Source organism: Actinoplanes octamycinicus (assembly GCF_014205225.1).
GTDB lineage: Bacteria > Actinomycetota > Actinomycetes > Mycobacteriales > Micromonosporaceae > Actinoplanes > Actinoplanes octamycinicus.
Genome location: NZ_JACHNB010000001.1, coordinates 8807638 through 8822043, shown reverse-complemented (window position 1 = coordinate 8822043; position 14406 = coordinate 8807638). Strand labels below are relative to the sequence as shown.

The 14406-nt window shown below is 71.9% G+C and carries 12 protein-coding genes; 5 read left to right on the top strand and 7 right to left on the bottom strand.

The genetic code is table 11. The features are described from left to right. Positions 1-4: 4 nt before the first annotated feature. Both BJY16_RS39950 and BJY16_RS48020 read right to left on the bottom strand, forming a co-directional pair. A complete protein-coding gene (locus BJY16_RS39950; protein ID WP_185044717.1) occupies positions 5-1969 on the bottom strand; it encodes an alpha-1,4-glucan--maltose-1-phosphate maltosyltransferase in 1965 nt (654 codons plus the stop codon). 154 nt (positions 1970-2123) lie between these two features. Continuing rightward, a complete protein-coding gene (locus BJY16_RS48020; protein WP_185044716.1) occupies positions 2124-2861 on the bottom strand; it encodes a spermidine synthase in 738 nt (245 codons plus the stop codon). A gap of 433 nt (positions 2862-3294) precedes the next feature. Here BJY16_RS48020 and BJY16_RS39940 point away from each other — a divergent pair, with 433 nt between their 5' ends. Further along, complete coding sequence (locus BJY16_RS39940; protein WP_185044715.1) at positions 3295-3876, top strand: hypothetical protein; 582 nt, start codon at positions 3295-3297, stop codon at positions 3874-3876. Between the two features lie 226 nt (positions 3877-4102). Further along, positions 4103-5173, top strand: a complete 1071-nt coding sequence (locus BJY16_RS39935; protein WP_185046419.1) for an IS110 family RNA-guided transposase — start codon at positions 4103-4105, stop codon at positions 5171-5173. Positions 5174-5969: 796 nt separating this feature from the next. Here the strand turns inward: BJY16_RS39935 and BJY16_RS39930 are convergent. Both BJY16_RS39930 and ppgK read right to left on the bottom strand, forming a co-directional pair. Further along, positions 5970-6437, bottom strand: coding sequence for a PPOX class F420-dependent oxidoreductase (locus tag BJY16_RS39930; RefSeq protein WP_185044714.1), 468 nt, complete (start codon positions 6435-6437; stop codon positions 5970-5972). After that, positions 6437-7276 carry a polyphosphate--glucose phosphotransferase gene (ppgK, locus tag BJY16_RS39925; protein WP_185044713.1) on the bottom strand — a complete coding sequence of 280 codons (840 nt, stop codon included), beginning with the start codon at positions 7274-7276 and terminating at the stop codon, positions 6437-6439. Before ppgK ends, BJY16_RS39930 begins: the two co-directional genes overlap by 1 nt. A gap of 254 nt (positions 7277-7530) precedes the next feature. Between ppgK and BJY16_RS39920 the strand changes: the two genes are divergently transcribed. After that, the gene (locus tag BJY16_RS39920; protein WP_185044712.1) at positions 7531-8334 is read left to right on the top strand and encodes an RNA polymerase sigma factor SigF; all 804 of its coding nucleotides are present in this window, start codon (positions 7531-7533) and stop codon (positions 8332-8334) included. 339 nt (positions 8335-8673) lie between these two features. Here the strand turns inward: BJY16_RS39920 and BJY16_RS39915 are convergent, their stop codons facing one another. Together BJY16_RS39915 and BJY16_RS39910 are read right to left on the bottom strand one after the other, a co-directional pair. Further along, entirely contained in the window at positions 8674-9243 is a 570-nt protein-coding gene (locus BJY16_RS39915; protein WP_185046895.1) for a YflT domain-containing protein, read from the bottom strand. A gap of 152 nt (positions 9244-9395) precedes the next feature. After that, positions 9396-10298, bottom strand: coding sequence for a phosphatase PAP2 family protein (locus tag BJY16_RS39910; RefSeq protein WP_185044711.1), 903 nt, complete (start codon positions 10296-10298; stop codon positions 9396-9398). Between the two features lie 154 nt (positions 10299-10452). On the opposite strand from BJY16_RS39910, the gene gsmA reads away from it, so the two are divergent. Next, positions 10453-11592: a sporangiospore maturation cell wall hydrolase GsmA gene (gsmA, locus tag BJY16_RS39905; protein ID WP_185044710.1), complete on the top strand. Its 1140-nt coding sequence runs from the start codon at positions 10453-10455 to the stop codon at positions 11590-11592. 68 nt (positions 11593-11660) lie between these two features. Further along, positions 11661-13991, top strand: coding sequence for an ATP-binding protein (locus BJY16_RS39900; RefSeq protein WP_185044709.1), 2331 nt, complete (start codon positions 11661-11663; stop codon positions 13989-13991). A gap of 31 nt (positions 13992-14022) precedes the next feature. Here the strand turns inward: BJY16_RS39900 and BJY16_RS39895 are convergent, their stop codons facing one another. Then, positions 14023-14397 (bottom strand): response regulator, encoded by a 375-nt coding sequence (locus tag BJY16_RS39895; protein WP_185044708.1) that lies wholly within the window; start codon positions 14395-14397, stop codon positions 14023-14025. Positions 14398-14406 lie beyond the last annotated feature (9 nt).

The window sequence follows — 14406 nt, the reverse complement described above, 5'->3', positions numbered from 1 at the left end:
CCCCCTACCCCGCCTGCACCACGAAGATGTGCGCCGGTTCGACGTACGGATCGATCCGGACCGCGTTGTACTGCCCCCACTCGTACGCCGCGCCGCTGATCTGGTCGACGACCTTGAACGTGTCGTGCCAGTCCAGCCCCAGGGCGGGCATGTCCAGAGTGGTGTTGCCCCACTGCACGTTGGCAGCGTCGAACGAGACGATCACCAGCACCGTGTTGCCGGTGTCGGCGTCGCGCTTGGAGAAGCACAGCAGCGCGCCGTTGTCGATGTCGTGGAAGCGCAGGTTGCGGAGCCAGTGCAGGGCGGGGTTCTGCTCCCGGATCCGGTTCAGCTTGGTCAGGTACGGCGCCAGCGACCGGCCGGCCCGCTCGGCGGCGGCGTAGTCGCGCGGCTTCAGCTCGAACTTCTCGTTGTCGATGTACTCCTCCGAGCCGGGCCGGGCCACGTGCTCGAACAGCTCGTACCCGGAGTACATGCCCCAGGACGGGGTGAGCATCGACGCCAGCACCGCGCGGATCTTGAACATCGGCGGGCCGCCGTGCTGCAGCGACTCGTGCAGGATGTCCGGGGTGTTGGGCCAGAAGTTCGGCCGCATCCAGTCGATCGAGGTGAGCAGCTGCTCCATGTACTCGCGCATCTCCGGCGCGCTGGTGCGCCAGGTGAAGTACGTGTACGACTGGGTGAAGCCGATCTTGCCGAGCCCGTTCATCATCGCCGGGCGGGTGAACGCCTCGGCCAGGAACAGCACGTCCGGGTGGGTCTCCTTGACCTTGGGGATCAGCCACTGCCAGAAGTTGACCGCCTTGGTGTGCGGGTTGTCGACCCGGAAGATCCGCACCCCGGCGTTCACCCAGTGCATCACCACGCGGTAGACCTCGTCGCGCAGCGTGCGGTAGTCGTTGTCCCAGTTGATCGGGTAGATGTCCTGGTACTTCTTGGGCGGGTTCTCGGCGTACGCGATGGTGCCGTCCGGCTTGGTGGTGAAGAACTCCGGGTGCTCCTTGACCCACGGGTGGTCCGGCGCGGCTTGCAGCGCGAGGTCGAGCGCCACCTCCATGCCGAGCTCCTCGGTCCGCTCCCGGAACGCGATGAAGTCCTCCATCGTGCCGAGCTGCGGGTGGATCGCGTCGTGCCCGCCCTCGTCGGAGCCGATCGCCCACGGCGAGCCGACGTCCTCCGGGCGGGCGACCAGCGTGTTGTTCCGCCCCTTGCGGTTGATCTTGCCGATCGGGTGGATCGGCGGCAGGTAGACGACGTTGAAGCCCATCTCCGCGATGGCCGGCAGTCGCTCCGCGGCCGTGCGGAACGTGCCGTGCTTGATCGGCGTCGCCTCCGGCCCGATCTCGGCGCCCTCGGACCGCGGGAAGAACTCGTACCACGCCGAGTACAGCGCCCGCTTGCGGTCCACCCAGATGGCGAACGACCGGGTCGTGGTGACCAGGTGCCGCACCGGGTTGTGCCAGAGCAGCTCCTCCAGGTCGAGCGCCGGGGTGACCCGGGCGAACAGCGACCGCTGGTGGTCACGCAGCGCGGCGGCCGCGGCGCGCACCTTCTCCTCGTGCTCGGCCGGCACGACCTTGGTGGCCAGGTCCAGGATGTCGGAGCCCTCGGCGAGGTCGTTGGCGAGATCCTCGGCGCCCTGCCCGGCGCCGATCTTCTTCACCACGGCGTCCCGCCACGTCCGGTACGGATCGTCGAACGCCTCCACCGTGAACGTCCACCGGCCGACCTCGTCCGGCCGGATCGTCGCGTGCCACTGGTCCAGCCCCGGCGTGCCGGGGGTCATCCGGGTGAACGGCTTGGTCTGCCCGTCCGGGCCACGCCATACCACATTCACTCCGAGCGCGTGGTGTCCTTCGCGATAGGACACCGCGGAAACCGGCACCAGTTCACCGACCACCGCCTTCGCGGGGTAGCGGCCACCGGCAACGGCCGGCGTCACGTCTTCGATGGGGAAGCGACCGGTCATGATCTCCACCGTAGTCAGAGGGGCTCAGCAGGACCCGGCGACCGGAAAAACCACCGCGGCCGTCCTATGACTCCCCGGAGTGGAGACTTTGAAACAACAGGAGGGTTCCGCGAAACGGCCGATCGCCGATGCCGCCAAACCTACCGGAGTCCCCCTACCGTTTCGCATCCATCCACGGCCGCGCGCCGCCGGAAAACACGACAAGTTCACCTTCTCGCAACAGGCGCTCATCCCGGCTCATCCGCAGCGGCGGAACCCGGCCGGCCAGCACGATCACGTTGCCGGCCCGCCGCCCGCGGACCACCGCCTGGTCACCGAGCAGACCGACCTCGGCGAACGCGGCCGCCACGGTGGCCACCCGGATCCGGGTGAACGCCATCGGTGGGACGTCCGTCACGTTCATGATCAGTAACCCGTCCGGGCGCAGCACGCGGCGCACCTCGCGGGCGAACTCCACCGTCCCCAGATGCGCCGGCGTCGCCGCGCCGGCGAACACGTCGGCCACGACCACGTCGTACCCGCCGGTCGCGGCCCGCTCCACCGCCTCCCGCGCGTCGCCGACCACGATCTCCACCGGCCGCTCCGGCGGGATCTCCCGCAGCACCATCGCCACCAGGTCCGCGTCCAGCTCCACCACGACCTGCGCGGCGCCCGGCCACCACCGGGCCACCAGGCGCGGCACGGTCAGCCCGCCCCCACCGAGATGCAGGACGCTTTCCGGTACGCCGCCGCGCGCGTGCGAACGCAGCACCCGGGCGATCTGCCGGACGTAGCCGAACTCCAGATGCTCCGGGTCGGCCAGGTCGACATACGACTGCGGCACCCCGTCCGCCAGCAGCGTCCACCCGTCCGCCCGCCCCGGGTCCGGCACCAGCTCCACCCGCCCGGCCACGACCGCTCGCCGCTCGCCGCCTCTTACCGGCGCCGCTCGCTGCTCGCGGTCTTTTGCCGGCGCCGCTCGCTGCTCGCGGTCTTTAGTCGGCGCCGCTCGCTGCTCGCGGTCTTTTGTCGGCGCCGCTCGCTGCTCGCGGTCTTTTGTCGGCGCCGCTCGCCGCTCGCGGTCTTTTGTCGGCGCCGCACGCCGCTCGCCGTCTTTTGTCGGCGCCGCTCGCCGCTCGGTGGCGTCTCGCCCCTTGCCGGCGGCTTCCTCGTCGCGAGCGGTCCCGCCGCTGCCTCGCCCCGGGCGCCCCTTCCCGGAGCGCTCGGGAGTGCGTCGGTTGCCGTGCGTTGCCATCGAGGAACCTTACTCAAGACCGGGGGTGCCGCGACCGAGCAATACCCGTGACGCCGCCGAACCCGGCAGCGCCTGAGGTAAGGAGCACGTCGTGGCCGGACCGTCGACCGCACTGTCCCCGGTGATCGCCGCCAGCACCCACTGGCTGGCCCGGGCCTACCCCGGCGGTGAGTCGAACACGGTCGCGCACACCCTCTCCGAGCTGCAGGCCCGGCAGGCCGTCACGGTCGCCGCCTGGCTGCGCTACCCGACCGAGATCGACGCAGCGCTGGTCGCCATCGCCGGCCCGGGCGGCTCCGCGGTCCTGGACTGGAAGGCCGGCAGCGAGCCGGAGGACGAGTTCGCCGAGGGCGAAGGCTGGCGCACCTGGGTCGACGAGGTCGTCGTCAGCTGGGCCGCCTGCCTGCTCGCCGACCCGATGCTGGCCCGCCGCGGCGTCGACGCGGTGATCGCCGCCGTGCCGATCCCGGAGCCCCGCCCGCGCCCGCACACCCGCCGCACCAGTGGTCTGCCCAGCGAGTTCCGCCGCCTGCTGCAGCCGGACGCCCGCGACCGCGAGGCCGCCACCCTGCTCCGCCACCCGGACCTGCTCGAGCCGATCGCCGCCATGCACCGCGACACCCTGCTCTACTTGCTCGACGCCGAGCAGTCCCGCGAGCCCCTCGCCGCCTGACAGAGATGATGTTGGTGAGCACCTCCCGCCGGGGTCTGACCCTCCGCCTGACTGACTTCGGGTCCTTAACGGGATTTGTCGACCCTGGCCGGGAGGTGCTCATGCACTCATCAGGCGTGGCGTTGTGACTTCATAGGAGCCTGGCTAGAGGCCCCATCTCTGTCTTGTCCGCGTTGCCCGGCTGGTGCGTGCCGCCCTGCACCCAGTCACGAACGACAGGACGACGATGCCTTCCATTACACCTGATGACACTGTGATCGAGGTCTTCGGTGGCGTCGACACTCACCAGGACACCCACACCGCCGCCGTGATCGACCAGGTCGGCCGGGTTCTCGGCACGCATGAGTTCCCCGCCACCGCGGCCGGCTACGCCGATCTGCTGGCCTGGATACGCGGGCACGGCCGGCTGAGCCGGGTCGGGGTCGAGGGCACCGGCGCCTACGGCGCGGGCCTGGCTCGCCTGCTCCGCGACGAGCACGCCGACGTGATCGAGGTCGACCGGCCAGACCGTAAGACCCGCCGCTTCCAGGGAAAATCCGACCCGATCGACGCGATCCAAGCCGCCCGGGCCGCGCTGGCTGGTGAACGCACCGGCACCCCCAAACAGCGCGACGGGCGCGTCGAAGCGTTACGTAACCTGCGCGTGGCCCGGCGCAGCGCGGTCGAACAGCGCGCCGACACCCAGCGCCAGATGAAGACCCTGATCGTCACCGCTCCCGACGAGCTGCGTGCCCGGCTACGCGGCCTGAGCGTCAAACAGCTGGTCGTCACCTGCGCGAACCTGCGCCCCGAGCGGGCTGACGCCGCGACCCCGCTCACCGCCGTCAAGCTCGCCCTGCGCAGTCTGGCCCGCCGCCATCAGCAGCTGTCCGCCGAGATCACCGACCTCGACGAGCTGCTCGAGCCGGTCGTCGCCGCGATCAACCCTGGCTTGCTGGCCGCTAACGGTGTCGGCGCCGAGATCGCCGGGCAGTTGCTGGTCAGTGCCGGGGAGAACCACGACCGGCTCGCCTCCGAGGCGGCGTTCGCCATGCTCTGCGGCGTTGCGCCGATCCCGGCCTCGTCCGGCAAGACGACCCGGCACCGGCTCAACCGTGGCGGCGACCGACAGGCCAACGCCGCCCTCTACCGCGTCGTGCTCTGCCGCCTGCGCTGGGATCCCCGCACCCGCGACTACATGCAACGACGCACCAAGGAAGGCATGTCGAAGAAAGAAATCATTCGATGCCTTAAGCGATATGTCGCCCGCGAGCTCTACCAACTCATCAGAATGAACGATCTTGAACTCGCCGCTTGACATCCATAGGAGCATCTCACCGTCAGCCCACGCGTAGCACCCAGCCGTCAACCCGCGACGCGCGTCGTGGCCCGGACCGCTGCGCGCCTTGCGCCGGTCCGGCTGGCGCTCAGGGGTGTCTCACCACCGTTGAGGCACCTTTGGGGCCCAGCCCGCCAACCCGCGACGCGCGTCGTGGCCCGGACCGCTGCGCGCCTCGCGCCGGTCCGGCTGGCTCTCAAGGGTGTTTCACCGCCCTTGAGGCACCCTTGGGGCCCAGCCCGCCAACCCGCGACGCGCGACGTGGCCCGGACCGCTGCGCGCCTTGCGCCGGTCCGGCTGGCGCTCAGGGGTGTCTCACCACTCTTGAGGCACCTTTGAGGCCCAGCCCGCCGGGCCGTGACGCGCGACGTGGCCTGGGCTGCTGCGCGCCTTGCGCCGGCGGAACGAAGACTTCTCACCCAACCCTCTCCGCTCGGCGTGCTGGGGCGTTCCTCGCGCCCGCCGGACAGCACGCCTGACCCCTCGCGGAGAGGGCGGAAACCGCACGGCCGGCACCCCATTTGTCCTCCTGGGGGTGCCGGCCGTGCGGCCTTTCCGTTCCTGAGGGGCCGAGCCGCAAGACGCGGCTTATGGGCCGAGCCGCAAGACCGCTCGGCTTATGGGCCGAGCCGCAAGACCGCTCGGCTTGCGGGCACGGCCGGAAGACCGCTCGGCTTGCGGGCACGGCCGGAAGACCGCTCGGCTTGCGGGCACGGCGGCAAGACCGCTCGGCTTACGGGCTGGGAGTCGGAAGCTCAGACCGCGGCGGGTCGGGTCAGCTGTCGGCGAGGCGGGGCGGGAAGCCGCCGGTGGCCAGCGGCCCCCACGACTCGATGGTCACCCGGATCAGGCACTTGCCCTGGTCGCGCATGGCCTGCCGGTACTCGTCCCAGTTCGGGTGCTCGCCGGAGATGCAGCGGAAATACTCCGCCAGGGGCTCGACGGCGTCGGGCAGGTCGATCACCTCGGCGGTACCGTCGACCTGGACCCACGGGCCGTTCCACTCGTCGGAGAGCACGCAGAGGGTGACCTGCGGGTTGCGCCGGATGTTGGCCACCTTGGCCCGCTCCGGGTAGCTGGAGATGACGATCCGGCCCTCGGTGTCGACGCCGCACGTGTTCGGTGAGGACTGGGGGCGGCCGTCCTTGCGCACCGTCATCAGGATCGCGTGGTGCCGCGGCCGGAGGAACTCGACCAGCTCGGCACGGCTGACCTTGGTGGTGGTGGCGATGGTGCGGGCCATCAGCGGGCCTCCCCGGAGTTCACGGTGTGCGCCGCGGCGGCGACCGGCGAACCGGGCGCGGTGGCGTCCACCGGGATCGAGCCCGGGTGCTGGCCGTGCCCGGTGGTGGCCTGCTGCGCGGAGACCGCGGCGCCGATGATGCCGGCGTTGTTCAGCAGGGTGGCGGCGACGACCGGGGTGTTCACCTCGAGCAGCGGGAAGTACTTGTCGGATTTCTTGCTGACGCCGCCGCCGATGATGAACAGCCGCGGGGAGAGCAGCATCTCGACGTGCCGCAGGTACTTGCTGACCCGGCTGGCGAACTCCTCCCAGCTCAGGTCCTTCGCCTCGCGGACCCGGTCGGAGGCGATCAGCTCGGCGTCCTTGCCGTCGATCTCCAGGTGGCCCAGCTCCGTGTTCGGCAGGAGGACGCCGTCGAGGAACAGCGCGGTGCCGATGCCGGTGCCCAGGGTCACCATCATGATCAGGCCGGACTGGTCGTGCCCGGCGCCGAAGGCCACCTCGGCCGCGCCGGCCGCGTCCGCGTCGTTGAGCACGGTGACCGGCTTGCCGAGCCGCTCGCTGAACAGCCGGGCGGCCGGGGCGTCGATCCAGGACTTGTGCACATTCGCCGCGGTGCGGGTGACGCCGTCGACGACCACGCCCGGGAAGGTGACGCCGACGCTGTCGAACCCGTCGAACTTGGCCGCCACCTCGGCGACCGCGTCCACCACGCTGTCCACGTCGGCGGGCTGCGGGGTGGGCACGCGGAACCGCTCGTCGAGCAGCTCGCCGCGCGCGGTGTCGACCGGCGCTCCCTTGACGCCCGAGCCGCCGATGTCGATGCCGAGGATGGTCATCCGATGCCTTCCCGTCTTCTTCCTGCTGCTCACTCTGCCGTGCTGTCTATCACGAGGGTCCGACAGCAAATCCCGCGCGCCCCTGCGGGACCGCGCCGGACTCCATAGGATGAACCCGTTGGGTAGTTCCCGCATTCACGTAACGTCACTCATACTTTCAGCTAGGCACCGCTAGTCTTCTCGGCTAGCGTTGCTTCTCAGAACGGTCGCCGCGAGCGGGCACGGCTCTCTGCCCGTCTGATGGAGGACCACCCATGGCAACGATCGAGGTTCAGGCAACAGAGGTTCACAGCGACCGGGCACACGCCGCACCCGAGGCGACCGCCACCGAGCTGCTGGACGCGATGGCCGGCGCGCCGGCCGGGCGGGATCGTTCCCGGTTGCGGGACCGGGCGATCGAGGCCTGGCTGCCGCTGGCCCGGCACCTCGCCCACCGCTATTCCGGGCGTGGCGAGCCCACCGACGACCTGGTGCAGACCGCGACGGTCGGTCTGATCAAGGCGGTCGACAAGTTCGATCCGGAGCGCGGCGTCGACTTCGCCGGCTACGCGATCCCCACCATCATCGGCGAGATCAAGCGGCACTTCCGCGACCGCACCTGGTCGGTCCGCGTCCCGCGCCGCCTGCAGGAGCTGCGCCTGGCGATCACCGAGGCGAACAGCACGCTCACCCACTCCCTCGGCCGCTCGCCCACGGTCCCGGACATCGCCGCCCACCTCGGCATCAGCGAGGAGGACGTGCTGGAGGGCCTGGAGGGCGCCCGCGCCTACAACGCCACCTCGCTCTCCACCCCGATCAGCGCCGACGGCACCACCGAGCTCGGCGACACCCTGGGCGGCGAGGATCATGAATACGAGCTGGCCGAGACCCGGGTCGCCCTCGGGCCGGCGCTCGCCACCCTGGACGAGCGCGAGCAGCGGATCCTGACGCTGCGCTTCTACGGCAACCTGACCCAGTCGCAGATCGCCGACCAGATCGGGATCAGCCAGATGCACGTCTCCCGCCTGCTCACCAAGGCCCTCGGCAAGCTTCGCACCCAGCTCGCCAACGACCTGTAGCCGACAGGAGATCAAGGCCGAATTCGTCGAGCAGATGTCGTGGGTCCGCGCTGACAACTGATCGCCGTCACCGCCGGGTGGTCGCGATCCGCTGGACCCCGATCGAGATCAAGGACCGAGCGGCACGGGACCCGTCCCGTGCCGCTCGGTCTTTTCTTGTGGCGTCGCGACCACCCGCGGACGTCGCCCTTGCGGGCTGAGCGTTCTGGACGCGCCAGCGGCCAGCTCAGACCGGAAGGGTCCCTGGCGGGAGCGACGATCGGTGATCAGCGCGGACCCGAGTCAGCAAGCTCTTGATCGTGAAGTTGATCGCCGGAGGGCGAGCGGATCTCCGGAGGGTCATTGGGCGCCGCTCGCCTGCCAGTTGAGGCGGACCAGGAGGGTGCGGGCTTCGTCGGCGACCTCGGCGTCGGCGAGAACGGCATACTGGGCGGCCTGCAGTGAGCTGCGGGACGTGAAGTCGCGGCGGCCGCCGGTGGCCGCGTGGGCGATGGCGCCGAAGATCGCGCCCCAGATCGCGCCGATGATCACCGTGGTGAGGATGACCGAGAACCAGTTCGAGTCGCTGAACAGGCCGAACAGCACGCCGATGAAGAGACCGAACCAGGCGCCGCTGGCGGCTCCGGCGGCTGCCGCGCGGGCCGTGGTGAGGCGGCCCAGCACGGTCTCGACGAGGCGCAGGTCGGTGCCGACGATCGAGGTGCGCTCGACCGGGAACTTGTTGTCGGACAGGTAGTCGACGGCCTTCTGCGCCTGGGCGTATTCCGGATAGCTGCCGACCACCACGGCCGGGCCGGTGGCCGCGGTCTGCCCGAGGTTCTGCGCGGGCAGCTGCGGGACGCCGGCCGGACCGGGTGGGATGTGCCCGGTGGCCTGCGGCGCGGCAGCAGCGGGATCGTCGGCGGGCACCGATCCGCCCGCCGCCGAGTCGCTCGCAGCGGGTGCCGCGGGACCGGTGGGCGCGGGCGGGGCGGGGTCGGTGGGGACGGCTGGGGGAGTGCCGGTGACCGGGGACGTCGCCGGGGCGGGGGTGAGGTTGGCGTGGTGGTCGTCGGGCGTGGTCATTTGGTGCCTCCCTGAGCGGGTGCCAGCGGATCACCGGCGGTGAGCCGGACCCAGAAATAGAACGTCCCGGCGACGGCGGACAGGATGCCCGCGACCCCGGTGAGGAACGCGAACCGGCCGGACACCAGGTCCGGCAGCACCCGCTCGGACACGGCCACGGTGGCCAGGCCGAACAGGCACGCGGCGGTGGAGATCGCGCCGACCAGGCCGAGCGGCAGGGTGGCCACCCGGGCCGGGGTGATCGACGGGCGCTCGCCGCCGGCCCGGCGCAGCCGGATCACCCAGGCGATCAGCGCGCCGCAGGTCAGCACGATCAGCAGGGCGGCGACCGTGTCGCTGGGCCGGTGCCACTCGGCCCACACGGTGGCCACCGCGACCACCGTGACGTAGGCCGCGCCGAGCAGGCCCATCGCGCCGCGCAGCGCCCGCGGGAAGACCAGGATCAGCACGAAGGCGACCGACGCGGCGGCCGCGGTGTGCCCGCTGGGGAACGAGTTCGGCATCCCGGTGCCGTCCAGGTCGGGCCGGTCCAGGTGGGCCTTGAGCTGCTGGACCGCGACGTTCGCGGCGAGCACCAGCAGCGCCGCGCCGATCGACAGGTCGAGCCGCCGGCGCAGGATGCCGACCCCGACCGCGACCAGGCAGACGATCGCCAGCGCGGCCAGCTGGGTGGCCTGCAGGGTCCGGCTGAGCACCTGGGTGACCTGCTCGTGCCGCACGTCGCCGCCGCGCATCGACGCGGTGTCCACGGTCTGGCCGAGCCCGGTGCGGATGAAGACCGCGTAGACCAGGACGGCGCCGGCCGCCGCCAGCACCGCGACCAGCAGCGGCGATATGGCGTGCCATCGACTGGGGGCCGGGGTGGTCTCGCTGCGTGCCGGTTGTGCGACCGCCGTCATCGCCTCTCCTGGTAAGTCGACGCCGAAGTGTGGTCACGCCTTTCCCCGTCTCACTGATTTCCAAGCAACCCGGCCGCACCCGGATGCGCACTCCGGGCGCAACGGGCGCAACGGACCTTCGTACGGAGCCGACCGGAACGAAGGGGACGTTTTCATGAGGCACAGCTCCCGACGACTGCTCACCGGCGCCGCGCTGGTGCTTGCCGCCGGGGCCGGGCTGGGGATGGCGCCGACCGCCGCCAGCGCGGCCGGCGTGACCGCCGTCGTCGACGTGAACAGCCAGCTCAAGGTCCGCGCCCAGCCGTCGCTGGCGGCCGCGATCAAGGGGACCCTGCACGACGGGCAGCGGATCGCCGTGGCCTGCCAGGTGACCGGGCAGAGCGTGCGCGGCAAGCTCCGGACCACCGCCGTGTGGGACCGGCTGACCAGCGGGTACTACGTGTCGCACTCGTACGTCAAGGCGACCGCGAAGGTGCCGGCGTGCGGGGGGACGCCGGCCGCCGACAAGGTGAAGGCGAAGCCGGCGCAGAGCGGGAAGACGGCGTACGTGACCGCCAAGGTGCGGACCGCGGACGGGGCGGTGAACGTCCGGACCGCGCCGTCCACCCAGGGCGCCTCGGTACGCAAGGTGGCCAACGGCGCCACCGTGCAGCTGGTCTGCGCGGTGCCCGGGTCGAACGTCCGGGGCACCGTGCGCACCACCACCCAGTGGGACCGGACCACCGACGGGCGGTACCTGTCGCACGCCTACGTGGTCGCCGCCACGCTGGCCGCCTGCGCGCCGTCGTCACCGGCCACGCCGGCCACCCCGTCGATGACCCAGGCCCAGTTCATCGCGGCCGCGGTGTCCGGCGCCCAGCAGGGCTGGCGGCAGTACGGCGTGCCGCCGTCGGTGACCATCGCCCAGGCGATCCTGGAGTCCGGCTGGGGCAAGAGCGGGCTGGCCGCGGTGGACAGGAACTACTTCGGGATCAAGTGCCAGAGCGGCAAGTTCGGCACCATCGCCAGCGGCTGCCACGTCTACCAGACCACCGAGTGCGACAAGGCCGGCAAGTGCTTCGCCACCTCGGACGCCTTCCGGACCTACGCCACGATGGCGCACTCGTTCCGGGACCACGGGTACTTCCTGAAGGTCAACCAGCGGTACACGCCGGCGTTCGCCTACACCAGGGACGCCAACAACTTCATCTGGCAGGTGTGGAAGGCCGGTTACGCCACCGACCCGAACTACTACACCAAGGTCACCGGGATCATGGCGGCCTACCGGCTCTACCAGTACGACACCTGGAAGTAATTCGCTCCGACAGCGCCCCCGTTGGCCGAACTCCGGCCGACGGGGGCGTTTTGCGGCTTACGCTCGGAATGGTGGAGGGACGGAGCCGCTATACCGGCCCGGCGCTGGCCGCCGCGGTCGTGCTCGCCGGACTCCTGGTCACGCTGCTGACGGTGGCCGGGCTGCGCGCCGCCCAGCGGGAGAACACCCGCCGGGTGATGGACCAGCGCGCCCAGATGGCGGTCGCCGCGGTCCGCGCCGAGACCGACCGCTACCGCACCCTGCTCGAGACCGTCGCCGCCGGCCTGGCCACCGACGAGAACCTGACCTGGGAGGACTTCGACCAGGCCAGCGCGCCGCTGGACGCCGCCGGGCTGCTCGGGGTGGCCGCGGTCGCCTACGTCGTGCCGGTGCGCACCGCCGAGGTCCCGGCCGCCCAGGCGTACTGGCGGGCGCACGGCGCGAGCGGGCTGACCCTGCACCCGGCCACCGGCCGGGACGAGCACTACTTCCCGATCTTCACCCGGGCGCTGGCCGGGGACGAGGCCGGCTCCCGGGTCCAGGGTGCCGACCTGGGCGCGGTGGCCCAGCCGGCCGCCGCCCTGGACACCGCCCGGCAGACCATGCACGGCACCGTCTCGGACACCTACGTGCTGCTGCGCGACCGGGGCCTGCCGGCCGGGCAGCGGCAGCAGTCGTTCGTCTTCGCCGCGCCGGTCTGGACCCGGGCCAACGATCCGGTCTTCCGTGGCTGGGTGGTGCTCGGCCTGCGCGGCGGCGACTTCCTGCAGGGCGTGCTCAGCACGGTCAGCCAGGGCCAGCTCAACGGCAGCCTGGTCGCGGTGAACAGCGACGGCAGCCGGGTCCCGGTCGCCGAGCTGGCGGTGGGCGGCGAGCCGGACCTGCACCGGGAACGGCCGGTCCCGGTCGGCGACCACACCTGGGTGCTCGGCCTGCGGGCCGACTCGACCCGGCTGCCCGGCGCCGGCGGCCACCTGCCGGCCACCGTGCTGGCCTGCGGCCTGGGCCTCACCGCGCTGCTCGCCTGGCTGGTCCACGTGCTGGCCACCGGCCGGAGCCGGGCCCGGGACCGGGTCGAGGAGGCGATCGCGGACCTGCGCACCGCCGAGGCGGAGAGCCGCAAGCAGGCCGGGCTGCTCGGCGCGATCATGACGACCATCGGGGACGGGGTCAGCGTCGTCGACGACCGTGGCCGGGTGCTGCTGGAGAACCCGGCGGCCCAGCAGCTGATGGGCGTCACCGAGCCCAGCGACAACCCGGCGGACTGGCAGGAGCACTACGGCGCGTTCCGGCCGGACGGGGTCACCCCGCTGCCGCTGGACGAGATGCCGCTGATCCGGGCGCTGCGCGGGGAGCCGATCGACGGCTCCGAGGTGATCATCCGCAACGCCGGCCGGCCGGACGGGGTGCTGCTCGGGATCGACGCCCGGCCGCTGGACCCGAGCGCCGGGCAGCGCGGCGCGGTCGCGGTCTTCCGGGACATCACCGACCTGCGGCGGCACGAGACCGACCTGGCGATCTTCGCGGGTGTGGTGGCGCACGACCTGAAGGCGCCGCTCGCGATCGCCCGCGGGCACTGCGAGCTGGCCGTCGACGACCTCGGCGACGAGGACGCGGTGCGCGGCTCCCTCCAGCGGATCATGCTGGCCGTGGACCGGATGGACGCGCTGATCGAGACGCTGCTGGCGTACAGCACCGCGCGGGACGCGCCGCTGCGGATCACCGACATGGAGCTGGCGCCGCTGGTCCGGGAGGTGCTGCAGGAGCGGGCCGGGAGCCTGCGGTCGGCCGGCGGGCCGGCGCCGGAGTGGTCGGTGGGCGAGCTGCCCGCGGTCCGGGCCGACCCGGCGCTGCTCCGGCACGTGCTGGACAACCTGGTCGGCAACGCCTTCAAGTACATCCGGCCGGGCGCCGTGCCACGCGCCGAGGTGACCGCCGAGCCGGCCGGCGCGGGCTGGACCCGGATCGTCGTCACCGACGCCGGGATCGGCATCCCGGAGCAGGAGAAGCCCCGCGTCTTCGAGTCGTTCCACCGGGCCGAGGGGGCCACCGGGTACGCCGGCACCGGGCTCGGGCTGGCGATCTGCCGGCGGATCGTGGAGCGGCACGGCGGCGTGATCGGGGTCGAGGACAACGCCGGCGGGGGGACGCGGTTCTTCTTCACCCTGCCGCTGGCCGGTATCGAGGAGGTAGCGATGAGGCACATCCCGAAGGAGCCCGCCGAGGAGGACGACGCCCAGGTGCGCGCCGCCCTGGACCGGGCGCTGGCCGAGCGGGCGGCGATGCTGGACAGCCGGTTGCCCGGGCTGTCGGCGCTGCCCGCGGCCGACCCGTCGGCGCACGACCCGGCGGCCGCCCGGTTGCGCGCGCCGGTGCCGGACCACCAGCACCAGGACTGACCGGGCGCTCCGGCCGTACCGAAAAGGAGAGTCAGGCGTTGTCCGGGGTGGTCTGCGGGAGCAGGGCCGCGACCAGGGCCAGCAGCTGCGCCGGGACGAACGGCTTGAGCAGCGTCGCGGACGCCCCGGCATCGCTGGCCTGCGCGTCCCCGGGCATCAGCGACCCGCTGGCCACCACCACCGGGATGTGCCGCAGGTCGTCGTCCGCGCGGATCGCCCGGCACAGGTCCAGCCCGGTCATCCGCGGCATGTCGACGTCGGTCACCACCAGGTCCGGCCGGTGCTCGCGGACCGCGGCCAGCGCGGCCGCCCCGTCCTCGGCCACCACGACCCGGTGGCCGGCCCGCTCCAGCGAGCGTTTCAGCACGTAGCGGATGTCCTCGTGGTCCTCAGCGACAACGATCACCCTCGGCCT